Here is a 24,450-nt window from a genome sequence, read left to right as displayed (position 1 = left end):
CCTTTGCCTTTCAGCCGTCCACAGGGCGGGATTCTTCCTCGGTTTGCTAAAGCTTTGACTCCGATGATGGATTCCGGATGATCCCCAGAACCCTTAAGTCGGGAGAGGGAAGCGCGCGACAATATGCTTGCTGGCTTTTTGGCTGGCGAAGCGGGACAGGTGACAACCACCACAACCAACAGACTCTTAGAATCAGAAGAATCTTAGATATAAGAATCTTTGATTATAGGAAGGCTGGGAGAGGGTAAGCGCTCAATGCCCAAAAGCCGGATCATGCTGGACGTCCTGAAGGGCGAGGCGCACTTTCCGCCTCCGCTCTGGATGATGCGTCAGGCCGGACGCTATCTGCCGGAATATCGTGAAACACGCAGGCGCGCAGGTTCGTTCCTCGATCTCTGCTACGATCCCGACCTTGCGGTGGAAGTGACCTTGCAGCCGATAGAGCGCTTCGGCTTCGACGCCTCGATCCTGTTCTCCGACATCCTTGTCGTTCCGCATGCGCTCGGCCGCGACGTTCGCTTCGAAGAGGGAAGAGGCCCCCTTTTGACGCCGATCTCCGTGGCCGAGATCATGGCTCTGGAAAGCGATGTGTTTCACGTGAATCTCGAACCGGTCTACGAGACGGTTCGCCGGTTGCGGGCAAAACTGCCTGACGAGACCACGCTGATCGGCTTCTGCGGCGCGCCCTGGACGGTGGCGACCTATATGATTGCCGGCCATGGAACGCCCGATCAGGCGCCGGCACGGCTGTTTGCCTATCGCGAGCCGGCGGCGTTTCAACATCTCCTGACGGTGCTTGCCGACCAGTCGGCGGCCTATCTGATCCGGCAGATCGAAGCCGGCGCGGATGTGGTGCAGATTTTCGATTCCTGGTCCGGCGTGCTCGACGATGCGACGTTCGACCAGTTTTGCGTTTGGCCGGTGGCCGAGATGGTCCGCCAGGTTCGCGCCGTTCATCCCGATGTGCCGATCATCGGATTTCCCAAGGGCGCCGGCGCGCGCTACCGGACCTATCGCCAGAAGACCGGTGTGACGGGGCTGGGGATCGACTGGACGGTGCCGCTGGCGGCGGCGAAGGATCTGCAGCGTTCGGGTGCGGTCCAGGGCAATCTCGATCCCTTGAGGCTCGTGGCCGGCGGCAAGGCGCTGTCGGATGGCGTCGAGGCGATCCTGAAGGCGCTGGGAGACGGGCCGCTGATCTTCAATCTCGGCCACGGCATCACGCCGGAGACGCCGATCGCACATGTCGAGGCGATGGTGAAGCAGGTGAGGAGCGCGGCACGCTGATGGCTGAGTCAGACAATACCAACAGCACCGGACAGGCCATGATGCGCATGGTCATCGGCATCGCTGTGCTGATCGTGGCGACGGCGTTTCTGTTTTTCGTCGCGCCCGAAAGTTTCTATCCCTGGGCAAAGGCGATCCATATCCTTGCCGTCATTTCGTGGATGGCCGGCATGCTCTATCTGCCGCGGCTGTTCGTCTACCACGTCGATGCCGAGAAGGGCTCGGTGCAGTCGGAGACCTTCAAGGTGATGGAGCGGCGCCTGCTGCGCGGCATCATCAATCCGGCGATGATCGTCACCTGGGTGTTCGGCCTGTGGCTCGCCTGGAAAGTCTTTGGATTCCAGGGCGGCTGGCTGCACGCCAAGATCGGTTTGGTGTTGTTAATGTCCGCCGTTCACGGCTATCTGGCCGGCGCGGTGCGCAAATTCGCCGAGGATCGCAACGAAAAACCTGCGAGGCACTGGCGGATCGTCAATGAGATCCCCACATTCCTGATGATCGCCATCGTGATCCTGGTTGTCGTCAAGCCGTTCTGAGGCCGATCAGGCCGTTTAAAACGCGGCTTGCTCTTTCATCCGACCGACGATAAAAGACGGGTCTTCCTTCCCGTCATGCGCCGCCCCTCATTGTTTTCGGCCGCGCCCGGCATTTGTCGCATCCCGCCGATATTTTTCTCCCAAAGCTCACCCAGAGTCCGTCTATGCAAGAAATGAAACTTACCGAATTCAAGAACAAGAAACCGCCAGAGCTGATCGCTTATGCCGAATCGCTCGAGGTCGAGAACGCCAGCGTCATGCGCAAGCAGGAGCTGATGTTCGCGATCCTGAAGAAGCTGGCCGCCCAGGACGTCGAGATCATCGGCGACGGCGTGGTCGAAGTGCTTCAGGACGGGTTCGGCTTCCTGCGCTCAGCCAACGCCAACTATCTGCCAGGTCCCGACGACATCTACATCTCGCCGTCGCAGATCCGGCGCTTTTCGCTGAAGACCGGCGACACGGTCGAAGGACCGATCCGCAGCCCGAAAGAGGGCGAGCGCTATTTCGCGCTGCTCAAGGTCAACACCATCAATTTCGACGATCCCGAAAAGATCCGCCACAAGATCCATTTCGACAATCTGACGCCGCTCTATCCGACCTCGCGGCTGAAGATGGAAATGGAGGTTCCGACCTCCAAGGACATCTCGCCGCGCGTCATCGACCTGGTGGCGCCGCTCGGCAAGGGCCAGCGCGCTTTGATCGTCGCGCAGCCGCGCACCGGCAAGACGGTGCTGCTGCAGAACATCGCCCACTCCATCACCACCAACCATCCCGAATGCTATCTGATCGTGCTTCTGATCGACGAGCGGCCGGAAGAAGTGACCGACATGCAGCGCTCGGTGAAGGGCGAGGTCGTCTCCTCGACCTTCGACGAACCGGCGGTGCGCCACGTCCAGGTCGCTGAAATGGTCATCGAAAAGGCCAAGCGCCTGGTCGAACATGGCCGCGACGTCGTCATCCTGCTCGATTCCATCACCCGCCTCGGTCGCGCCTACAACACCGTCGTGCCGTCATCCGGCAAGGTGCTTACCGGCGGTGTCGACGCCAACGCGCTGCAGCGCCCGAAGCGCTTCTTCGGCGCCGCGCGTAACATCGAGGAAGGCGGTTCGCTGACCATCATCGCCACCGCGCTGATCGATACCGGCAGCCGCATGGACGAAGTCATCTTCGAAGAGTTCAAGGGCACCGGCAATTCGGAAATCGTGCTCGACCGCAAGGTCGCCGACAAGCGCATCTATCCGGCCATGGACATCCTGAAGTCCGGTACCCGCAAGGAAGACCTGCTGGTGCCGCGTCAGGACCTGCAGAAGATCTTCGTGCTGCGCCGCATCCTGGCGCCGATGGGAACCACCGACGCAATCGAGTTCCTCATCGACAAGCTGAAGCAGACCAAGACCAATGCGGATTTCTTCGATTCGATGAATACGTAAGGGCCGGTCCGAAGCTTCCGGACCTGTAGCGAGCCCCATTCCCGGAAACTGGGATGGGGTTTTTCTTTGCTGGGTTAGGTCGGCGGGCCTCGCGGCAAATCGCATAAGTCGGCGCCGCCCCTTATTGCCCTGCCGGGCATTTCTCCCTGTAAACGGGGAGAAAGAGGCTGGAACCAGCGCCGGCGCCTTCCTCGGGAGCGCTGACAATTGGCGAAAGCAGCGACAACAGCGTCCCTCGCCCCGTTTACGGGGAGAGGATGCCGGCAGGCAGGTGAGGGGCAGCGCTGACGTTGAAATTTGGGGGCACGGAGCAGTCAGCTAGGTCTCCGGCTCCGCCTATCGACGGCTCAACAACCGCTCCAACTCCTCAGCACTTGTCACCACCGGCAAACAAACCTGCCCTGTACAAAGCCAGGCACCCGGCCTGTCGGTCGGCGGCAGAATCCCGCCCGGCAGCAAGGGTCGATTCGTTTCCGAACCAATCGCGGCAATGATGTCGACGCGGCGCGGGTCGGGGCATCGATTCGCGACCGGAACGAGCTTTGGATCTTCTGGATTGTCGACGATGACCAGTTTCAAAGGCTCGATGGCAAGCGCGCAGGCATTGACGATGCCGGCCTGGCCATAGGCCTGTTGCGTTGCGCGGCCGGCGGCGTGCTCTGCGATCTTCCAGGCTTTTTCGCCGAGATCGAGATCGCCGGTCACGGAGGCGAGCCTCACCAGTGCCGCGATGATTTGACTGGTGGCTGACGAAATCGCCTCGTCGACATCGCCCCTGATGCGGATCGGCACGTCGGTGCTGTCCGAGGCGGTCAGATAGTAACCTGTGCCGGCTTCGTCGGCATGCCAATGGTCGAGCTGCTCGATGAACTGTTTCGCCCGGTCGATGTAGCTCCAATCGCCAGACGCCTCGAACAGCGAAATCCCCGCATTGGCCATGGCGGCATAGTCGCTCGACAGAGCGGGAAACAGTTTCCTGGCGCCAAGCATGGAATGCGGCAAGCGGCCGTCGCGGCTGGCGCCGGAGATATGGGCAAAGGCCTTGGCCGCGGCCTCGATCCAGTCGGGCCGGCCCAGCGAGCGACCGGCCTCGGCGAGTGCCGCAATCATCAGGCCGTTCCAGTCGGTGAGGGTCTTGGCATCGAGGCCTGGCCTGACGCGCTCTTCCCGCACCGCGAGTAGCCTTGCCTTAAGCGGCATCAGCCGTTCGCGATCGGCCACGCTTTGGGTTTGCTGGCCACGAGTTTGGTGGACGACCGGCTTGCCTTCCCAGCCATCCGGGCTGGAGAGGGTGAAGTACTCGAAAAACAAGGCTGAATCGTCGCCGAGGACGGCTTCGATCTCTTCCCTGCTCCAGGTGTAGAACAGCCCTTCCTCGCCATCGCTGTCGGCATCGAGACTGGCGGCGAAGGCGCCGCCTTCGACGCGCATTTCACGCAGCAGCCAGTCGACGGTCTCTTCGATTCGTATCCGGAACAAATGATTGCCGCTTGCCGAAAACGCCCAGTTGCAGAAGCGGATCAGCTCCGCATTGTCGTAGAGCATCTTTTCGAAATGCGGCACCAGCCATTCGGCATCGGTGGAGTAGCGGCTGAGCCCGCCGCCAATATGGTCATAGATGCCGCCGCCCAGCATCCGTTCCAGGCTGACCAGCACGTCATCGCGATGCGCGGCGTTGCCATCGCGCAGCCAGGACAGCCAGAGTGTCAGCATGAACGGCGCGTTGGGGAATTTCGGCGCGCCGCGCAGGCCGCCAAGTTCGCTGTCGATCATGCCGTCGATGCGGCCGGCGAAGTCGGTGAGCGTGCCGCGGTCGAGGCTCTGCTTGCCATGCGTGCCGGAAAGCCGCGCCTCGACATGGGAGGTCAGCCCGTCGGCGCTCTGGTGCAGGCTGTCGCGCTTCTCGCGCCAGGCCTTGTCGACCGCTTCCATGACCTGGATGAAGCCCGGGCGGCCATAGCGCGCCTCGCGCGGAAAATAGGTGCCGCCCCAGAATGGCTTGCCGTCCGGCGTCAGGAACATGGTCAGCGGCCAGCCGCCTTGCTCGCCCATCGAGGACAGCGCGGCCATATAGATCTGATCGATGTCGGGACGCTCCTCGCGGTCGACCTTGATATTGACGAACAGACGGTTCATGACGGCGGCGACGCCGTCATTCTCGAAGCTTTCATGCGCCATGACATGGCACCAGTGGCAGGCGGCATAGCCGACGGAGAGCAGGATAGGGCGATCGAGCGTCCTTGCTTCTTCGAGCGATGCCGTCGACCAGGCCCGCCAATGGACGGGATTGGCGCTGTGCTGCTGCAGATAGGGGCTGGCCTCTTCGGCAAGCAGGTTTTGCGCGGGCAATGTCACAATGGGCAACTCGGGTTGTTTGAAGGCGCGAGGCTAGGGCGGTTCAACAGAGCGGGCAAATGATTTCAGGCGATTCGATCGTTGCGCTGTCGAGCGGCCGGCTTCCGGCCGGTGTCGCCGTGCTGCGTATCTCCGGTCCGCAGACTCGATTCGTAGTCGAAACGATTGCCGGTAGCATGGTTAAGGACCGGGCGGCGGTTCTGCGCAGGTTCAGAGCGCCGGATGGAACCGTGCTCGACAGCGGCCTGGTCATCTTCTTTCCCGGTCCGGCGAGCTTTACCGGGGAGGATGTCGCCGAATTCCATGTCCATGGCGGGCGCGCCGTCGTGGCGCGGATGTTGGAGATCATCGCCAGCTTTGACGGCGTCAGGCTCGCCGAACCCGGCGAATTCGCGCGTCGCGCCTTTCTTAACGGCAAGGTCGACCTCGTCGAGACGGAGGCGCTGGCGGACCTGGTCAATGCCGAGACCGAGGCGCAGCGACGTTTCGCGGTCCAGAATGCCGAGGGTGTCCAGAGCGATCTGTATATGAGTTGGCGCCGCCGGCTGATCCACGCGCGGGCGATGATCGAGGCCGAGATCGATTTTGCTGACGAAGACGACGTGCCGGGATTCGTTTCGGACACGGTCTGGTCGGATGTCCGGGTGATGATCGGCGAAATCGATCGCCACATCGCCGGATTTCACGCTGCCGAAATCATTCGCGACGGTTTTGAGGTGGTGATTCTAGGCGCGCCGAATGCCGGCAAGTCGAGTCTGTTCAACGCCTTGGCGAGGCGCGATGCAGCTATTGTAACGGATGAGCCCGGCACGACCCGCGACCTGCTCGAGGTGACGCTGGATCTCGGCGGCCTGCGCGTCAGGCTGACGGATACGGCCGGCTTGCGCGACGCACCGGGCAAGGTCGAGGCGATCGGCATCGAGAAGGCGCGGGCCAAGGCCGATCGCGCCGATCTCTTGCTGCTGCTGGAGGACATTTTGTCTCCCGGAGACGTCAGGCCTTTGCCGGGCAAGGCACCGCTGTTGCGTGTCGGCACCAAGTTCGACCTGTTGGATGAGCAGGCGGCCGGTGATGCGGCTGGCAGATACGACTTCGTCATTTCAGTTATGAATGGCACTGGTGTGGAGGCGCTGCTCGCCGAAATCGGCCGTTGCGCGGCGGACGCGGCTGGCGACGTCGGCGATATCCTGCCGTCCCGCCTGCGGCATGTTGAACTGCTCGGTGAGGCGAATCGCCATTTGCATCGCGCGATCGATGAGCACACCGGCGGCCAGGAACTGCGGGCCGAGGAGCTGCGGCTGGCGGCGGATAGGTTGGGCCGAATTGTCGGCGCGATCGATGTCGAAGATATGTTGGATGTGATCTTTTCGCAGTTCTGCATTGGGAAATGATTCACGTGAAACTATGCGGCGTATTGCTTTCCGTGACTCACGTGAAACACAGCGATCCAGAATATGATATGAAGCAGGTGCGGGGGTAATTTGCGAGATAGTGGCGGGTGGTGGCGCTGCCACCTCACCTGCCTGCCGGCATCCTCTCCCCGTATAGTGACGGGGGACAGGGCGCTCGCAGGAATGGTTTCGCCAATCGCCGACGTCCCAAGAAGGGTGCCGGTGTTGCGGCCAGCTACTTTCTCCCCGTTACGATGCGGGGAGCAATGTCCGGCAGGACAATGAGGGGCGGGCGCCTTCCAGGACTGATTTGCCGTACCGATTGGCGCAGTACCGTCGCCGCGCTGCATCGCCCCTGTTTCACGTGAAACTTGTCGCGAAGTTTTCTTGACAGCTTGGCCCCGCGGGGACATGTGTCCCTCAATCTTCTTGAGTCCAGGAAATTTGAAATGACCGGTCACTATGATGTGGTTGTGGTGGGTGGCGGCCATGCGGGGTGCGAGGCGGCCAGTGCAGCCGCGCGCGCCGGCGCGAAAACCGCGCTGGTGACGCTGCGCTTCGACACAATCGGCGTGATGTCGTGCAATCCCGCGATCGGCGGGCTCGGCAAGGGCCATCTGGTCCGCGAGATCGACGCGATGGACGGGCTGATGGGCCGGGTGGCGGATGCCGCCGGCATCCAGTTCCGCCTGCTCAACCGGCGCAAGGGTCCGGCGGTGCGCGGCCCGCGCACACAGGCGGACAGAAAGCTCTATCGCCTTGCCATGCAGGAAGCGATTCGGCAGCAGAACGATCTCGACGTGGTCGAGGGCGAGGTGCTGGATTTCGAGATCAACGACGGACGGATCGCCGCTGTTCTGCTCGCCGACGGCCGCAGGCTTGCCTGCGGCGCCGTGGTGCTGACGACAGGCACCTTCCTGCGCGGCCTTATTCATATTGGCGAGAAGAAGATCGTCGCCGGCCGGATGAATGAGCAGGCGAGCCTTGGGCTGTCGGCGACGATGGACCGCGCCGGCTTCGAGCTCGGCCGCCTGAAGACCGGCACACCGCCACGTCTGGACGGAAGGACCATCGACTGGGCGTCGCTGGAAAGCCAGGCGGCGGATGAGGATCCCGTGCCGTTCTCGCTGATGACCGACCGCATCACCACGCCGCAGATCGAGTGCGGCATCACCCGCACGACATCAGCCACGCATGGGTTGATCCGCGCCAATCTCGGCCGCTCCGCCATGTATTCCGGCTCGATTGAAGGCGTCGGACCGCGCTATTGCCCGTCGATCGAGGACAAGATCGTCAAGTTCGGGGACCGGGACGGCCACCAGATCTTTCTGGAGCCGGAAGGGCTCGACGACGACACCGTCTATCCCAATGGGATTTCGACCTCGCTGCCGCAGGATGTGCAGCTCTCGATCCTCAAGACCATTCCGGGGCTGGAGCGGGCAGTCATGCTGCAGCCTGGCTATGCCATTGAATATGACCACGTCGATCCGCGCGAGCTGCAGCAGACGCTGGAGACCAAGCGCGTTGCCGGCCTGTTTCTCGCTGGGCAGATCAACGGCACGACCGGTTATGAAGAGGCGGCCGGGCAAGGCCTGCTTGCTGGCCTCAACGCGGCACGACGGGCGTCGGGCGGCGAACAGATCGTGCTCAGCCGCACCGAGGCCTATATCGGCGTGATGGTCGACGATCTGACCAGCCGCGGCATCAGCGAACCCTACCGCATGTTCACCTCGCGGGCCGAATTCCGGCTGTCGCTGCGCGCCGACAATGCCGATGAGCGGCTGACGCCGCTCGCCGAAAAGCTGGGGATCGCCTCGGCGCAACGCATGCAGCGCTACGGTGATGTCATGCAGCGGCTCGACGCGGCGCGCGAATTGGCCAGGTCGGTGGCGATGACTCCGAATGAGGCGGCGCGGCATGGGCTGGAGATCAACCGGGACGGCGTGCGCCGGTCGGGTTATGAGCTGCTGGCCTATCCCGACGTGGATGTTGCCTGGCTGGCCAGGGTCGAGCCGAAATTTGCGGCGATCGACGCCAAGACCGCCGAGCGTCTCGAAACGGAAGCGAAATATTCTGTCTATCTCGACCGGCAGAAGAGCGATGTCGCGCAGATCCGCCACGAGGAGAGAAGGCTGATCCCCGAGACGGTGGATTTCGCCGGCGTGCCCGGCCTGTCCAACGAATTGAAGCAGAAGATGCAGGCGCGGCGGCCGCGGTCCATCGCCGACGCGCAACGCATGGAGGGCATGACGCCGGCGGCGCTGGCGATCATTGTCGCACATGTCCGGCACCATGAGAGTGTGCAGAGGCCCCAGAGCGATCAAAGGGTTGTTGCGTGAGCTCTTTCTCTTGGAAGAGCCTGCAGGACGCGGCGGGCCCGGTTTCACGTGAAACATTCGATCGCCTTGTGGCGTTCGAAGCCATGTTCCAGAAATGGAATCGCAGCATCAATCTGGTGGCGCAGTCGACCGCGGGCGATGTCTGGCAGCGCCACATCCTCGACAGCGCGCAGCTGGCGCGCGTAGAGCCCACTGCCGCGCGCTGGGTCGATATCGGTTCGGGCGGTGGATTTCCGGGCCTGGTCATGGCTTTCCTGCTCGCCGAGCGCGATGGCGCCAGCATCGATCTGGTGGAGAGCAACCGCAAAAAGGCTTCGTTCCTGCAGACCGTGATCGGCCAGTTCAACCTGCCGGCGCGGGTTATCGCGCGCCGGATCGAGGACAGCCATGCGCTTGTTTCGCAACCGCAAATCGTCACGGCGCGGGCTCTGGCCTCGCTTTCGGTCCTGCTCGACCTGTCGGCGCCGTGGCTGATGTCGGGCGCACGCGGGCTGTTCCACAAAGGCCGGGATTATCGCGCCGAAGTGCAAGAAAGCGTTAACCGATGGGCCTTCGATCTGGTAGAACATGCCAGTGTGACGGACCCCCAAGGCGTGATCCTGGAACTGTCAAACCTGCGACCCGTCTGATCTTCGACTTGTCGGGCTATTTGGCGACCCAAAAATGAATTTCTGGCATAAACCCATGAAGAACGGCCCCCGAATCATCACCGTAGCCAACCAGAAGGGCGGTGTCGGCAAGACCACCACCGCCATCAATCTGGCCACCGCTCTGGCCGCGATCGGCGAAAAGGTGCTGATCGTCGACCTCGACCCGCAAGGCAATGCCAGCACCGGCCTCGGCATCGACCGCAAGGACCGCACGGTCTCGTCCTACGACGTGCTGACCGGCGAGCTGGAACTGGAAGCCGCGGCCATTCCGACAGCCGTGCCCGGCCTGTCGATCGTGCCGTCGACGCTCGACCTGCTCGGCATCGAAATGGAGATCGCATCGGCGCCCGACCGGGTGCTGCGGCTGCGCAACGCCTTGCGTGCCGCCTCGGCGCGTTCGGCCGGCTTCGGCTATGTGCTGATCGACTGCCCGCCGTCGCTCAACCTTCTGACGTTGAATTCGATGGCGGCGGCCGATTCGGTGCTGGTGCCGTTGCAATGCGAGTTCTTCGCGCTCGAAGGTCTCAGCCAATTGCTGGAAACCGTCGAGCAGGTGCGCCGGTCGATCAATCCGGACCTCACCATCCAGGGCATCGTGCTGACCATGTATGACGGCCGCAACAATCTGGCCAACCAGGTGGTGCAGGATGTGCGCCAGCATATGGGCGACAAGGTCTACGAGACCATCATTCCGCGCAATGTGCGGGTGTCGGAGGCGCCGTCCTACGGCAAGCCGGCAATCCTTTACGATTTGAAGTGCTCTGGCAGCCAGGCCTATCTGCAACTGGCCTCGGAAGTGATCCGCCGCGAGCGTAAATTGCGCGCCGCTTGATTGGATCGGATGCAGAATTAACAGCCGATTCGATACCGAAACGATCCAAAGACGATTATCCAAGATAGACCTGGAATTGACATGAGCGAAGACCTTTCGAGGAAAAGACTGGGCCGTGGCCTGGCGGCACTGATCGGCGAGATCGATCGCCCGGCGGCGCCGGAAAAGCCCGGGATGAGCGCCGACGGCAAGGTGCCGATCGAGTTCGTGAGCCCCAACCCGAAGAACCCGCGCCGGCATTTTGGCGACGCCGAACTGACCGATCTCGCCCAGTCGATCCGCGAACATGGCGTGGTGCAGCCGGTGGTGGCGCGGCCGTCGCCGACGCAGGCGGGCCGCTACGAGATCATCGCCGGCGAGCGGCGCTGGCGGGCGGCGCAGCGCGCCGGGCTGACCGAGATCCCGGTCATCATCCGCGAGGTCAACGACCGCACCGCGCTCGAGCTGGCGATCATCGAGAACGTCCAGCGCACCGACCTCAACGCCGTCGAGGAAGCGCTGGGCTACCAGCAGCTGATCGACGAGCACGGCTACACCCAGGCCGATCTCGGCAATGTCATCGGCAAGAGCCGCAGCCATGTCGCCAACACGCTCAGGCTGCTGAAGCTGCCGGATGTGATCCGCGACATGCTGGTCGACGGCGCGCTGTCGGCCGGCCATGCCCGTACGCTGGTGACGGCGGAGGATCCGGCCGGCCTTGCCAAGCGCATCGTCGAGGAAGGGCTTTCCGTGCGCCAAGCCGAAGCGCTGGCGCAGATGCCGGCCGGCCCCACGCCGGCCAAACCGAAGCAGCCGCAAGCCGCGCAGGAAAAGGATACCGACACGCTGGCACTGGAAAAGCTGATGACCGACACGCTCGGCATGATCGTGGCCATCGATCACAAGGGCAAGGGCGGCGAGCTGCGGGTGTCCTATCGCTCGCTGGAGCAGCTGGATGAGCTGTGCCGGAGATTGAAGCAGGAACGGTAGTTAGCCGGCGAATTGTATTAAGCGAAAGCTTGACTAAACGCAGAGAAAAAGAGGGCTGGCCGTTTGGTCAGCCCTTTCTGTTTGCGGCGTGATTGGCGAAATCGGCGAAGCGATCAATCTCCCCCCTCCTGGGGGAGATGCCCGGTAGGGCAGAGGGGGGCGCCGTAGAGCGCTGCCTCTGTCATCTGCGGCTGGCCGAGAACCCGCATCACGACCGATCGAGAGGTCGGCGGGCCAGCGCCCCCCTCTGGCTTGCCAGCCATCTCCCCCACGAGGGGGGAGATCGGCCAATCGCCGACCGCAGCTCCAGTCTAGCACTATGCTTGACAGTGCCCGGCAACGGCGTAACTTATATTAGACTTGGCTTAAATTAATTGCCCTGGCGTGCCGGTCGCGGCGAGGGCTATTTGCCATTCCTGCAGTCGTCGTGAAATGGCACCGCCTCGCCAAAATGATATGCCGACGCGCCTGACGCATGGGAGGTGCAAATGGCAGTCCGTTGGCAATTGTCCGGAAGCTACTTCGAAAATTGCAGCTGCGATGTCGTGTGTCCTTGCCTGCTGTCCACCAAGGCGCAGCTGACATCGAGGCCGACGAAAGGCGTTTGCGACGTCGGCCTGGTCTTTCACGTCGATACGGGCAATTACGGCGACGTTCGATTGGATGGGCTCAGTGTGGCACTGGTTGCTCACACGCCGGGTCCGATGGCAGACGGCAATTGGACGGCCGCGGCCTATATCGACGAACGGGCCGATGACAGGCAGACAGAGGCGCTGGGTGCCATCTTCACTGGCGCCGCGGGCGGCCCCATGGCGGTGTTGGCACCCTTGATCGGCACGAACCTCGGCGCCAAGAAGGTGCCGATAGACTACCGCATAGACGGCAAGAAGCGGTCGGTGGCGATTGCCGGCGTCATGCAGCTGGCGGTCGAGCCGCTGCCGACAATGCGCGAGGACGGGCAGATGTGGGCGGCCACCGGCCATCCTGTCAATCCCGACTGGCTCGGCATGGCGATGGGGGCGCCAAGCAGTACGTTCAGCGACCATGGCATGAGCTGGGACAATTCCGGGCAAAACGGACATTACGCCCCAATCAATTGGTCCGGCGAGTAGCTGTTGGCCGCATAGTACGGGAGGATCGCTCGCCTAACGCTGCCCCAGCCTGGCGCTTTCCACCGCAATGCCGAGCAGCGCTTGGCGCGCCAGCGCTTCCGACAGATCGGGCCGTTTGCGGGTCTGCAGCACGGCAGTCTGCAGCCGGGTCAGTGCGCGGCTCAGCGCATCGCTGCTCCAGCGCTCCAGCGCTTTCTCCACCAGCTTGCGCCGCGAAAAGAAAACCGGCGGGCGGGCGCCGGCGACGACCGATGCGGCATTGCGCCCGGCCGAGTCCATCTGGCCGCGCATGATTTGAATCTGCTGCAGCTGGCGCATCGCCGAGGACAACACCAGGAAGGGCGGGCCGCCGGACTGGCAGTGGCGGGTGAAGGCGGTGTCGAAGTCGCCGATCTTGCCTTCGAGCAGCGCGTCGACGGCATCGTCGAACGAGGCGCCGGACACGTCGCCCGACATCGCCCTGACATCGTCCAGGCCGATCTCCTTCTGGCCATGGGCGTAGAGGATGAGCTTTTCGATCTCGCCGCGCGAAGCGAGCCTGTCGCCGCCGAGATTGCGGCGCAGCGCTTGTCTGGCTTCCAGCGTCATCGACATGCCGGCCTTGCGCAATTCGTCGTCGATGACCGTGTCGATGTCGCGGGCCTCGTCGGCGTAGCAAGGCAGCGCCATGGCGTTGTCGGCGCCCTCGACCACGGCGCGCAAGCCGACGCCCTTCTTGAGGTCGCCGGCCTCGATCAGGATGATGGCATCGCGCGCGGGCTCCGCCGTCAGCGCCTTGACGTCCTCGGCCAGCGCCTTCTGGCCGGTGGCATTGCGCACCCAGAGCAGCCGGCGGTCGGAAAACATCGGCACGGTGCGGGCCTCGTCCAGCAGCCGGCCCTCGTCGCGATCGACCTCCGAGCCCTCGAGCCGGACCACGGAAAAGGGATCGTCGAGCGGCAGGCCGGTCTTTTCGGCAAAGGCCTTTGCACGCTCGGAGACGAGGCCGCGATCGGGGCCGTAGAGCAGGATGATGGAGATGCGCGGGTCAGGCCGCGCGAGCCAGGAATCGACCTCGAAAGCTTTCTTCTGTGCCATGGTGGGTGGTTAGCATGATGTGGGGTTGGGGTGAATGGCGATCGGCACCGACGCTCTTTTCCTTCTCCCCTTGTGGGAGAAGGTGTCGCCGAAGGCGACGGATGAGGGGTGTTCCAGGGAACGCTAACGCCGCACTCCGATGGCACACCCCTCATCCGTCTCGGCGCTGCGCGCCGATCCACCTTCTCCCACAAGGGGAGAAGGAAGACCGCGCGATGGTCCGCCGCCCAATCGCCTTATCTTCCGACAAACCCTGCCCAAGCTTGCGCCAAATTGCGCGCCGCCGTGAAACATCGACAAGAAATTTCGCGGACATATCTTCATCTTGGCGCCGGGGAGGCTGGATCGGCCGGCGCGGCCGGTCCGATGACCTTCGGCGAATTCGCACTGGACGCGCGGATGTGCAAATATCGGCGCCAGGCAACATTGGAGGACGAAGGTCATGGCCGATGCTGGGATGTTGCGTTTTCACGTTCCGGAGCCGGAAGTGCGGCCGGGCGGCACCCCTGATTTCTCCAACGTGACCATCGCCGCGGCCGGCTCGGTGCCGCGCCCAGACATCGATGTCGATCCGCGCACCATCCGCGACATGGCCTTTTCGATCATCCGCGTGCTGAACCGCGATGGCGAGGCGGTCGGCCCGTGGGCCGGGTTGCTGTCCAGCGAGGAGCTGCTGGAAGGCCTTCGCCATATGATGACGCTCCGGACCTTCGATGCCCGCATGCAGATGGCGCAGCGCCAGGGCAAGACCTCCTTCTATATGCAGCATCTCGGCGAAGAGGCGGTGAGCTGCGCCTTCCGCAAGGCGCTCGAGCCGGGTGACATGAATTTTCCGACCTATCGGCAGGCCGGCCTGCTCATCGCCGACGGCTATCCGATGGTCACGATGATGAACCAGATCTATTCCAACGAGGCCGACCCGCTGAAGGGCCGGCAGCTGCCGATCATGTATTCGTCGAAGGAGCACGGCTTCTTCTCCATCTCCGGCAATCTGGCGACGCAGTACATCCAGGCGGTCGGCTGGGCGATGGCTTCGGCGATCTCGAACGATTCCAAGATCGCGGCGGGATGGATCGGCGACGGCTCGACGGCGGAATCCGATTTTCACTCGGCGCTGGTGTTCGCCTCCACCTACAAGGCGCCGGTCGTGCTCAATGTCGTCAACAACCAGTGGGCGATCTCGACTTTTCAAGGCATAGCGCGCGGCGGCTCCGGCACCTTCGCGGCCCGGGGCCTCGGTTTCGGCATCCCGTCGCTGCGTGTCGACGGCAACGACTATCTCGCCGTCCATGCGGTGGCCAAATGGGCGGCCGAGCGGGCGCGGAAGAATCTCGGGCCGACGCTGGTCGAATATGTCACCTACCGCGCCGGCGCCCATTCCAGTTCGGACGATCCGTCGGCCTACCGGCCGAAGACCGAATCCGACGCCTGGCCGCTCGGCGATCCGATCGTGCGGCTGAAGAACCATCTGATCGGGCTCGGCGCCTGGTCGGACGAACGCCACGCGCAGGCCGAGGCCGAAATCCTCGACACGGTGATCGCGGCGCAGAAGGAGGCGGAAAGCCACGGCACGCTGCATGCCGGCGGCAAGCCGTCGACGCGCGACATGTTCGAGGGCCTCTATGCCGAGATGCCGCCGCATCTGCGGCGCCAGCGCCAGCAGGCGGGAGTCTGAGCCATGCCGAGACGGACCATGATCGAGGCCATTCGCGACGCCATGGATGTGTCGATGGGGCGCGACGACAAGGTCGTCGTGTTCGGCGAGGATGTCGGCTTCTTCGGCGGCGTCTTCCGCTGCACGCAGGGCCTGCAGGCCAAATACGGCAAGAGCCGCTGCTTCGACGCGCCGATCAACGAATCCGGCATTGTCGGCTCGGCCATCGGCATGGCCGCCTACGGGCTGAAGCCCTGCGTGGAAATTCAGTTTGCCGACTACATGTATCCGGCCTACGACCAGCTAACCCAGGAAGCGGCACGGCTGCGCTACCGTTCAAACGGCGATTTCACCTGCCCGATCGTGGTTCGCATGCCGACCGGCGGCGGCATTTTTGGCGGCCAGACGCACAGCCAGTCCCCGGAAGCCTTGTTCACCCATGTGTCCGGGCTGAAGACTGTCGTGCCGTCCAACCCGCATGACGCCAAGGGGCTGCTGATCGCGGCGATCGAGGATCCCGATCCGGTGATTTTCCTCGAGCCGAAGCGGCTCTACAACGGCCCCTTCGACGGCCATCACGACCGGCCGGTGACGCCCTGGTCGAAGCATGAGCTCGGCGAGGTCGCCGACGGTCACTACACCGTGCCGCTCGGCAAGGCGGCGATCCGCCGGGCCGGCTCTGATGTCACCGTGCTCGCCTACGGCACCATGGTCTATGTCGCGCAGGCCGCGGCCGAGGAGACCGGCATCGACGCCGAGATCATCGATCTGAGAACGCTTTTGCCGCTCGACCTCGACGCCATCGTCGCCTCGGTCAAGAAGACCGGGCGCTGCGTCATCGTGCATGAGGCGACGCTGACCTCCGGCTTCGGCGCCGAGCTGTCGGCGCTGGTGCAGGAAAACTGCTTCTACCATCTGGAGGCGCCGGTGGCGCGGGTCGCCGGCTGGGACACGCCCTATCCGCACGCGCAGGAATGGGATTATTTCCCCGGTCCCGCCCGGGTCGGCCGCGCGCTGATCGAAACATTGGAAGCCTAGAGTGGGGAGGCCTGACATGGGCGAACACATCATCAAGCTTCCCGATGTCGGCGAAGGCGTTGCCGAGGCCGAACTCGTCGAATGGCACGTCAAGGTCGGCGACATGGTGCGCGAGGACACCGTGCTTGCCGCCGTCATGACCGACAAGGCGACGGTCGAGATCCCTTCCCCCGTCGATGGCGAGATCCTGTGGCTGGGCGCCGAGATCGGCGACACGGTGGCGATCGGCTCGCCCATCGTGCGGCTGAAAGTGGCGGGCGAGGGCAATGTAAAGCCGCAGGGCGATGCCAAGGCCGAGGCGGTGGCCGCCGAGCCGCCGGCCAAGCTGCCGACGCCGAAGCCGGAGACCGCCGCGCCGGTCGCGAAGACCCCGCCAAAGGCCGGCGCCCTGGAGGCGAAACCCGCTCCGGCCGTTGCGAAAAGCTCCGAGCAGAGGTCCGTCCCCGGCGGGCCGCGCCCGGAGGGTGAAAAGCCGTTGGCGTCGCCCGCCGTGCGGCTGCGCGCGAAGGAGGCTGGCATCGATCTCAGGCAAGTCACGGGAAGCGGCCCGGCTGGGCGCATCGGCCATGAGGATATCGAGGCGTTCCTGGCGCGCGGGCCGCAGGTCGCCAAGGCATCGGGCCTGGCGCGCAACGATGCCGTCGAGGACATCAAGGTGGTGGGCTTGCGGCGCAAGATCGCCGAGAAGATGACGCTGTCCAAATCGCGCATCCCGCACATCACCTATGTCGAGGAGATCGACGTCACTCCACTCGAGGACTTGCGCGCCGCGCTCAACAAGGAGAAGCGGGCGGACAGGCCGAAGCTGACATTGCTGCCGTTCCTAATGCGGGCGATGGTCAAGGCGATCGCCGACCAACCCCAGCTCAATTCGCTGTTCGACGACGAGGCCGGCATCATCCACCAGCATGGCGGCATCCATATCGGCATCGCCGCGCAGACGCCGTCCGGGCTGGTGGTGCCTGTCGTCAAACACGCCGAGGCGCGCGACATCTGGGATTGCGGCGCCGAGGTCAACAGGCTGGCTGAGGCGGCCAAGTCAGGCACGGCGACGCGTGACGAGCTGTCCGGCTCGACCATCACCATCACCTCGCTCGGCGCCATGGGCGGCATTGCGACGACGCCGGTCATCAACCACCCGGAAGTGGCGATCATCGGCGTCAACAAGATGATGGTGCGGCCGGTGTGGGACGGCACGCAGTTCATCCCGCGCAAGATGATGAACCTGTCGTCCAGCTTCGACCACCGGGTGATCGACGGCTGGGTCGCGGCGGTGTTCGTGCAGCGCATCAAGGCGCTGCTGGAAACGCCGGCGCTGATCTTTGTGGATTGAGGGGATGCAGTCGTCATGAAAGAAATCTCCTGCAAGCTGCTGGTCATCGGCGCCGGTCCGGGCGGTTATGTCTGCGCCATCCGTGCCGGCCAGCTCGGCGTCGACACGGTCATCGTCGAGGCCGGTAAGCCCGGCGGCACCTGCCTCAATGTCGGCTGCATTCCGTCCAAGGCGCTGATCCATGCGGCGGAGGAGTTCGAGAAGGTCGCCCACATGGCCGGCGGCAAGAGCCCGCTCGGCATCGCGGTATCGGCGCCCGTGCTCGACCTTGGCAAAACCGTCGCCTGGAAGGATGGCATTGTCAGCCGGCTCAACAGCGGCGTCGCCGGCCTGCTAAAGAAGGCCGGCGTCAAGACCGTGCATGGCTGGGCGACGTTCCGCGACGGCAAGACCGTCGAGGTCGAGACCGAGACGGGAAGCCAGGTGATCCGGGCCGAGACGATCGTCATCGCCACCGGCTCGGCGCCGGTGGAACTGCCGTTCCTTCCCTTTGGCGGGCCAGTGATATCGTCCACGGAAGCGCTGGCTTTGAGTGCGGTGCCCAAGAAGCTTGCGGTGGTCGGTGGCGGCTATATCGGGCTGGAGCTCGGCATGGCCTTCGCCAAGATGGGCGCCGAAGTGACCGTGGTCGAAGCCTTGCCGCGCGTGCTTGCGCAATATGACGCCGAGCTGACGCGGCCTGTCGTGAAGCGGCTTGGGGCGCTTGGCATCGAAGTCATGACCGGGGCCAAGGCCAAGGGGCTGTCGACCCAGGGACAGGCGGGCAAGGGCGACGCGCTGCTGGTCGAGACGGCGGACGGCAAGAATGCCAAGGTTTCCGCCGACAAGATCCTGGTGACGGTTGGGCGCAAGCCGGTGACCGAAGGCTGGGGCCTGGACCAGATCGACCTCGATAGGACAGGCAAGTTCATCAGGATCGACGACCAGTGCCGCAGCTCGATGCGCGGCATCTTCGCCATCGGCGACGTCACCGGCGAGCCGATGCTGGCGCATCGGGCGATGGCGCAAGGCGAAATGGTCGCCGAGATCGTCGCCGGTCACAAGCGCAACTGGGACAAGCGCGCAATCCCCGCCGTCTGCTTCACCGATCCGGAGCTGGTGACGGTTGGGCTGTCGCCGGAGGAGGCCAAGGCTCAGGGCGAGATCAAGATCGGGTTGTTCCCGTTTGCCGCCAATGGACGGGCGATGACGAAGCTCGGCGAGGATGGTTTCGTCCGCGTCGTGGCGCGGGCCGACAACCATCTGGTGCTCGGTATCCAGGCGGTCGGGCAGGGCGTGTCGGAACTGGCTGCGGCGTTCGGCCTGGCGCTTGAGATGGGGGCGCGGCTGGAGGACATCGCCGGCACCATCCATGCGCATCCGACGCAAGGCGAGGGGTTCCAGGAAGCGGCGCTGAAGGCGCTGGGGCACGCGCTGCATATTTAGAGGGAGCGGTTCTTCCTTCTCCCCTTGTGGGGTCCGAAGGACGGGGCGAGACAAGTGGCTCGCCCGGGGCGGTGTCGCCGAAGGCGACGCAGGAGGGGTGTTCCAGCGGAGCGAGGCGTTGGAGTCCCCTGGAGCACCCCTCATCCGTCTCGGCGCTACGCGCCGATCCACCTTCTCCCACAAGGGGAGAAGGAAGAGGAGCGGCTCCTCAGCTCGCGAGCCGGCTCACCATCTCATGTTGCGCATAGGCCCGCCCGAAACGATTGGCCAGAAAGGCATCCAGCGCGATGTCTTCCTGCTTGACGAAGCCGGTCGCCGGCAGGCTGCCGTCGGCCAGCATGTCGAGAACGGCGCAGATGCCTGACGCCGTGGTGATCTGGATGGCGCTGCGTACCTGGTTGCCAACGCGCTGCGAGTAGATCTTGTTGGCGTAGGTTTCCTGCAGCAGGCGGCCGTTGCGGCGGCCGGAGACTGTGACGAAGACGATGACCACGTCCTGCAGCGTCGCCGGCAGCGCGCTTTCAAAAATGTCCTTCAGCACGTCGCGGCGGTGGCGCAGGCCAAGGTCGTTGAGCAGCGCCTTCATGATGGCGGCGTGGCCGGGATAGCGGATGGTGCGGTAGTTCAGCGTGCGCACCTTGCCCTTCAGCGTCTCGGCCAAGGTGCCGAGCCCGCCCGAAGTGTTGAACGCCTCATAGGTGACGCCGTCGAGCGAGAATTCCTCGCGCTCCTCCAGCGGCGGCACTTCGATCAGCTCGCCCTCGACGATCGCCTCGCAGGGCTCGCAATATTCGTTGATGACGCCGTCGGTGCTCCAGGTCAGATTGTAGTTCAGTGCATTGGACGGGTACTGCGGCAGCGCGCCGACGCGCATGCGCACGCTTTCCAGCGTGTCGAAGCGGCTGGCCAGATCATTGGCGACGATCGAGATGAAGCCCGGCGCCAGCCCGCATTGCGGGATGAAGGCGCTCTTGCCCGAACGCGCCAGTTCCTTGACGCGGCGGGTCGAGACGACGTCCTCGGTGAGGTCGAGATAGTGCACGCCCACACTGGCCGCCGCTTCGGCGATGCGCGTGGTGAGATGGAAGGGGGCGGCGCTCAGCACGGCGAACTTGCCGGCGAGCGCTGCCTCCAGCGCCGCCGGCCGCCGCGATGTCGAGTTCGAGCGCCTCGACGCCGGCGGGCACTTCGGCCGCGGCAAGCTGCGCCGTCGAGCGGTCGACGAGGGTGACGCGGTAGTCGCCGGTCGCGGCGAGCATTCCGGCGATGGTCGAGCCGATCTTGCCGGCGCCGACGATAACGATGTTGTTCATGGTCAAGTACCCCTGCCAATTTCGATTTGCTTTACGCAAGTCCGGACGGAAACCGCTTCACACTTCCTGGAATTGCTCGCGAATTGGCGGAATCATCGCAGCATGCCTGTCGAAAGGAAGTGTGAAATCTGGCAGAGTGAACCCTATCTTTCATCGATCCGCCGAAGGAGATCGTCGAAATGCTCAGTGAAGCCGAACAGGCGCTGCTTTCCCTGCTGCGTTCCAACGCCCGCGCCTCGACGGCCGAACTGGCGCGGCGGCTCGGCGTGTCGCGCACGACGGTGCAGAGCCGGATTGAGCGGCTGGAGCAGCGCGGCATCATATCCGGCTACGGCGTCAAGCTTTCGCCGGACTATGAGCAGGGCCTAGTCAAGGCGCATGTGCTGCTCACTGTCACGCCCAAGCTCGCCGACAAGGTGGTGCGCGCGCTGCAGGCGCTACCGCCGGTCAGGACGCTGCATTCGGTGAGCGGCAATTTCGACATGATCGTCATCGTCGACGCGCCATCGATCCGCGACCTCGACGCGCTGCTCGACCAGATCGGCGCCATGGACGGGGTCGAGCGAACCTCGTCGTCGATCATCCTGTCGACGCGCATCGATCGGTGAAGGCCGGCTCCGGCTGTGCCGCCGGATCGCCCGTGAACAATTTCAACCTCTTACTGATTTGTAAGAACCCGGCAAAGCGGCCGTATGGCTGGTGAGGCAGTGTGACGCCTGGACCGCTGCGGCCAAGATCATCCCGAGCCGAAAGCCTGTCGTGTTCCGAGAGGTGGCTTTGACCGTACCGCGCAATATTCCCGCCCAGGCTGGCCAGCGGATCTGGATCACGATCGGCAGCATCCTGCTGGCTGTCGCCTGCCTGACCGTCGTCATGGCGGGAAATGGCCCGGCGCCGGAGTCCCACATGTTCTGGTTCTGGTAGGACACCAGATGCAGATCGAGGAGACCTGGCAAGGGGCCGGCGTAGCCACGTGGCCCGCTTCCAGCGCGGCGCGCGCTTTTCCGTTCCACCCGGCTTCCCAGATGGCACTTCTCGTCGCCGTGTTCCTGGCCTTCAGGATCGCGCTTGCATCGGTCATTCCGTTGTCGATCGACGAGGCCTACGCGGTCGTGGTGTCGCGCAGCCATTCGCTTTCCTATTTCGATCATCCTCCGATCGGCTTCGCGCTTGCCCGGTTCATGGCAGATGTCTCCGGCTGCGAATGCCGGCTTGTGGTGAGGCTCCCCTATGTCGTGCTCGGCTCGCTGTCGGCGCTGTTGCTGTTTGCACTGACCCGGTATGCCTACGGCGCCATCGCCGCTTTCTGGGCCGTGGCCTGGTATACGGTCGCCCCGTTCTTTCTCATCTCCGCCGGCCATTTCGTCGTTCCCGACGGGCCGCTTGATTTCTTCTTGCTTGCCGCCGCGTGCCTGGCCGCGCCGATGCTCCTGGGCGCAGACTCACGTTTTGCGTTGCTGCGCTGGTGCGCGGCCGGCGTGGCGCTCGGGTTGGCGCTGGCGTCGAAATATCAGGCCGGCCTGTTCTGCATCTCGGCGCTGCTGGTCTTGCTGCTGACGAAACCCGGCCGCGCCCAGCTTGCAACCGCAGGGCCATGGGTGGCCGGAGCCATCGCGGCACTTGGCCTGCTGCCGGTCGTAATCTGGAACATGGATCATGGCTGGATTTCCCTGGCATTCCAGTCCGGGCGGGGCACCGCCAATGACGGCCATCTGCTGCATCCCGGCAACTTCGCCGTCACGTTGCTCGGCCAGGCGCTGTATGTCTGGCCGCCGATCTGGGCGGTCGCCATGGCCTGCCTGTGGCGAGGCGCCTGGAGCGGCACGGCGGTCGATCGCCTCTTCGTGCTGCTCTCGGCGCTGCCTGTCGTGTTCTTCGACCTGATCGCCCTGGTCAGCGCGCACTCGCTGCCGCACTGGTCGATGAGCGGCTTCCTGTTTGCCTTTCCGATCGTCGGTCAATGGTGCGCCGTATTCTCTTTGCGCAGGCCAAGACTGCTCGTGGTGTCCATCGTCGTCGCCGCCGTCGTGGTTCCGCTTCTGGCCACCGGGTTCGCGGTGCAGGCGACGACCGCGGCATTGACGAGGCCCTTCTTCCAAAGGGCGTCGAAGTTCGACGTCAACTGGCAGCTCGTCGATTGGTCCGCGCTATCGGACAGCAAGGTTGCCGACGAGATCAGGCGCGCCAACGGATATGTCGTTGCCACCAACTGGATGCAAGCGGCCAAGCTGGCCTACGAACTTGGTCCGGACATTCCGATCGTGGTGCTTCCCGGAGATCCGCGCCACTTCCAGTTCATGGACGACAGGCGCCTCGCCGGCCAAACCAAGGGCTTTTTCATCGGCGCCATGAATTTCCGCGACGACGAGGCCGCTCAGGAGAAAGCCTATCGCGACAGTGTCGGCGGCCTGTTCGTCGTCGACGGCGACGCCCGGCACATGACGCAACGGCTTTCCGGCTTTCCGGTCTTCGACATGCTGATCCTGCCCGTGACGCGCCCGGCGCCGCCGCTCCCGGAAGCCAATGTCCAGCCGCCTCGGGGACAGCCATGAACCAGGCGGCCCCCCAGCACGGCGCCCTTGCATTGGCGACCGACAGCGTATTCCCCGTCGCGGCCCGGCATGGCGGCCCGGAATTGACGATCGTGGTTCCGACCCTGAACGAGCGCGCCAATATCGGCCTGCTGGTGGCCCGGCTGCGGCATTCGCTGGCACGCATCGACTGGGAAGTGGTGTTTGTCGATGACGACTCGAAGGATGGCACGATCCGGGCGGTCCGCGACATCGCCGCCGGCGATCACCGTGTTCGCGGCATCAGGCGCATTGCCAGGCGCGGTCTTGCCGGCGCCTGCCTCGAGGGCATCCTGTCGAGCTCGGCGCCGATCGTGGCCATCATGGACGGTGACCTGCAGCACGACGAAAAATGCCTGCCCGCCATGTTGGCGATCCTGCAAGGCGGCGAGGCCGAACTGGTGATTGCCAGCCGCTACCAGGGCGAAGGCAGCGCCAGCGGCGGGTTCACCAGGCTGCGGTCCGGCGCCAGCCGGCTGGCGACGCACCTTGCGCGCCTGCTTCTGAAAACACCGATCAATGATCCGATGAGCGGGTTCTTCATGCTGCGCAGGGAAATCGTCGACGCGGTGGCGCCCCGGCTGTCGCGGCAAGGCTTCAAGGTCCTGCTCGACATTGTTGCGTCTTCGCCAAGCGCCATCAGGATCAAGGAAATCCCCTACGTGTTCGGCCCGCGCCTGCACGGAGAGAGCAAGCTCGATTCCCTTGTCGCGCTTGAATATGCCGGCCTGCTGGTCGCGAAAATGTCGGGAGACCTGATCTCGACGCGCTTCCTTGCCTTCGGCCTGGTCGGATCCGCCGGTGTCGTCGTCCATCTCGCGGTTCTGCATGCATTGCTGCCGCACGGGCTGTCGTTTGCCGTCGCCCAGACAGCCGCCATGTTCACGGCGATGGCCTTCAACTACACGCTGAACAACGCCTTCACCTATCGCGACCAGCGCCGGCGGGGCTGGCGGTTCCTGACCGGCTTGCTCATGTTCGCGGCGCTGTGCAGCTTTGGCGTCGTGGCAGGTGTCGGCGTGTCGACGCTTCTCTATAGCGGCCACTCACGCTGGTGGGTCGCCGGCCTTGCCGGCGCCGTCGTCGGCTCCGCGTGGAACTACATCACCAATTCCGCCATAACCTGGCGCCGGCAGTAG

19 protein-coding genes and 1 pseudogene are annotated in these 24,450 nt (G+C 64.1%); 17 read left to right on the top strand and 3 right to left on the bottom strand.

Going from position 1 to position 24,450, the window contains the following annotated elements:
* Window positions 1–255: 255 nt before the first annotated feature.
* From hemE to rho, 3 genes are all read left to right on the top strand, one after another.
* Window positions 256–1,287 carry a uroporphyrinogen decarboxylase gene (gene hemE / locus ACVILI_RS04065; protein ID WP_019862179.1) on the top strand — a complete coding sequence of 344 codons (1,032 nt, stop codon included), beginning with the start codon at window positions 256–258 and terminating at the stop codon, window positions 1,285–1,287.
* Window positions 1,287–1,823 carry a protoporphyrinogen oxidase HemJ gene (gene hemJ / locus ACVILI_RS04060; protein WP_038650791.1) on the top strand — a complete coding sequence of 179 codons (537 nt, stop codon included), beginning with the start codon at window positions 1,287–1,289 and terminating at the stop codon, window positions 1,821–1,823. The genes hemE and hemJ overlap by 1 nt, the downstream gene beginning before the upstream one ends.
* 164 nt (window positions 1,824–1,987) lie before the next feature.
* A complete protein-coding gene (rho, locus tag ACVILI_RS04055) occupies window positions 1,988–3,253 on the top strand; it encodes a transcription termination factor Rho (protein ID WP_019862177.1) in 1,266 nt (421 codons plus the stop codon).
* Between the two features lie 336 nt (window positions 3,254–3,589).
* Here rho and ACVILI_RS04050 read toward each other — a convergent pair whose 3' ends face one another.
* The gene (locus ACVILI_RS04050; protein WP_038653572.1) at window positions 3,590–5,608 is read right to left on the bottom strand and encodes a thioredoxin domain-containing protein; all 2,019 of its coding nucleotides are present in this window, start codon (window positions 5,606–5,608) and stop codon (window positions 3,590–3,592) included.
* A 59-nt stretch (window positions 5,609–5,667) separates the two neighbouring features.
* Here ACVILI_RS04050 and mnmE point away from each other — a divergent pair, with 59 nt between their 5' ends.
* The 6 genes from mnmE to ACVILI_RS04020 all read left to right on the top strand — a co-directional run bounded on the left by mnmE (window position 5,668) and on the right by ACVILI_RS04020 (window position 12,901).
* The gene (gene mnmE / locus ACVILI_RS04045) at window positions 5,668–6,999 is read left to right on the top strand and encodes a tRNA uridine-5-carboxymethylaminomethyl(34) synthesis GTPase MnmE (protein ID WP_038650788.1); all 1,332 of its coding nucleotides are present in this window, start codon (window positions 5,668–5,670) and stop codon (window positions 6,997–6,999) included.
* A gap of 449 nt (window positions 7,000–7,448) precedes the next feature.
* Window positions 7,449–9,338 carry a tRNA uridine-5-carboxymethylaminomethyl(34) synthesis enzyme MnmG gene (gene mnmG, locus ACVILI_RS04040; protein ID WP_457102331.1) on the top strand — a complete coding sequence of 630 codons (1,890 nt, stop codon included), beginning with the start codon at window positions 7,449–7,451 and terminating at the stop codon, window positions 9,336–9,338.
* Window positions 9,335–9,967 (top strand): 16S rRNA (guanine(527)-N(7))-methyltransferase RsmG, encoded by a 633-nt coding sequence (gene rsmG, locus ACVILI_RS04035; RefSeq protein WP_038650782.1) that lies wholly within the window; start codon window positions 9,335–9,337, stop codon window positions 9,965–9,967. Before mnmG ends, rsmG begins: the two co-directional genes overlap by 4 nt.
* Before the next feature lie 55 nt (window positions 9,968–10,022).
* Window positions 10,023–10,820 (top strand): ParA family protein, encoded by a 798-nt coding sequence (locus ACVILI_RS04030; protein WP_019862172.1) that lies wholly within the window; start codon window positions 10,023–10,025, stop codon window positions 10,818–10,820.
* Window positions 10,821–10,901: 81 nt separating this feature from the next.
* Complete coding sequence (locus ACVILI_RS04025; protein ID WP_038650778.1) at window positions 10,902–11,789, top strand: ParB/RepB/Spo0J family partition protein; 888 nt, start codon at window positions 10,902–10,904, stop codon at window positions 11,787–11,789.
* A gap of 488 nt (window positions 11,790–12,277) precedes the next feature.
* Window positions 12,278–12,901: a DUF1326 domain-containing protein gene (locus tag ACVILI_RS04020; RefSeq protein ID WP_038650775.1), complete on the top strand. Its 624-nt coding sequence runs from the start codon at window positions 12,278–12,280 to the stop codon at window positions 12,899–12,901.
* Window positions 12,902–12,934: 33 nt separating this feature from the next.
* On the opposite strand, the gene holA is transcribed toward ACVILI_RS04020, so the two are convergent.
* Window positions 12,935–13,978, bottom strand: a complete 1,044-nt coding sequence (holA, locus tag ACVILI_RS04015) for a DNA polymerase III subunit delta (RefSeq protein WP_038650772.1) — start codon at window positions 13,976–13,978, stop codon at window positions 12,935–12,937.
* A 442-nt stretch (window positions 13,979–14,420) separates the two neighbouring features.
* Here holA and ACVILI_RS04010 point away from each other — a divergent pair, with 442 nt between their 5' ends.
* From ACVILI_RS04010 to lpdA, 4 genes are read left to right on the top strand one after another with little or no spacing between them, the layout of a single operon-like run.
* Window positions 14,421–15,653: a 3-methyl-2-oxobutanoate dehydrogenase (2-methylpropanoyl-transferring) subunit alpha gene (locus tag ACVILI_RS04010; protein ID WP_038650770.1), complete on the top strand. Its 1,233-nt coding sequence runs from the start codon at window positions 14,421–14,423 to the stop codon at window positions 15,651–15,653.
* Between the two features lie 3 nt (window positions 15,654–15,656).
* A complete protein-coding gene (locus ACVILI_RS04005; protein WP_019862166.1) occupies window positions 15,657–16,670 on the top strand; it encodes an alpha-ketoacid dehydrogenase subunit beta in 1,014 nt (337 codons plus the stop codon).
* Between the two features lie 16 nt (window positions 16,671–16,686).
* Window positions 16,687–18,003 carry a dihydrolipoamide acetyltransferase family protein gene (locus tag ACVILI_RS04000; protein WP_038650763.1) on the top strand — a complete coding sequence of 439 codons (1,317 nt, stop codon included), beginning with the start codon at window positions 16,687–16,689 and terminating at the stop codon, window positions 18,001–18,003.
* Between the two features lie 15 nt (window positions 18,004–18,018).
* Window positions 18,019–19,428: a dihydrolipoyl dehydrogenase gene (gene lpdA, locus ACVILI_RS03995; protein ID WP_038650760.1), complete on the top strand. Its 1,410-nt coding sequence runs from the start codon at window positions 18,019–18,021 to the stop codon at window positions 19,426–19,428.
* Between the two features lie 208 nt (window positions 19,429–19,636).
* On the opposite strand, the pseudogene ACVILI_RS03990 reads toward lpdA, so the two are convergent.
* Window positions 19,637–20,741: pseudogene (locus tag ACVILI_RS03990) on the bottom strand (saccharopine dehydrogenase C-terminal domain-containing protein).
* Window positions 20,742–20,920: 179 nt separating this feature from the next.
* On the opposite strand from ACVILI_RS03990, the gene ACVILI_RS03985 reads away from it, so the two are divergent.
* The 4 genes from ACVILI_RS03985 (at window position 20,921) to ACVILI_RS03970 (ending at window position 24,450) form a co-directional block, all read left to right on the top strand.
* On the top strand, window positions 20,921–21,349 hold the full coding sequence (locus ACVILI_RS03985) for an Lrp/AsnC family transcriptional regulator (RefSeq protein ID WP_038650757.1): 429 nt from the start codon (window positions 20,921–20,923) through the stop codon (window positions 21,347–21,349).
* Window positions 21,350–21,518: 169 nt separating this feature from the next.
* Window positions 21,519–21,665, top strand: a complete 147-nt coding sequence (locus tag ACVILI_RS03980; protein ID WP_240564560.1) for a hypothetical protein — start codon at window positions 21,519–21,521, stop codon at window positions 21,663–21,665.
* An 8-nt stretch (window positions 21,666–21,673) separates the two neighbouring features.
* Window positions 21,674–23,293, top strand: a complete 1,620-nt coding sequence (locus ACVILI_RS03975; protein ID WP_038650751.1) for an ArnT family glycosyltransferase — start codon at window positions 21,674–21,676, stop codon at window positions 23,291–23,293.
* Window positions 23,290–24,450 (top strand): glycosyltransferase family 2 protein, encoded by a 1,161-nt coding sequence (locus tag ACVILI_RS03970; protein ID WP_038650748.1) that lies wholly within the window; start codon window positions 23,290–23,292, stop codon window positions 24,448–24,450. Before ACVILI_RS03975 ends, ACVILI_RS03970 begins: the two co-directional genes overlap by 4 nt.

It is taken from the genome of Mesorhizobium sp. USDA 4775 (assembly GCF_054062655.1).
The sequence above is the reverse complement of the archived record's forward strand: the minus strand, read 5'-3'. Positions and strand labels throughout refer to the sequence as shown.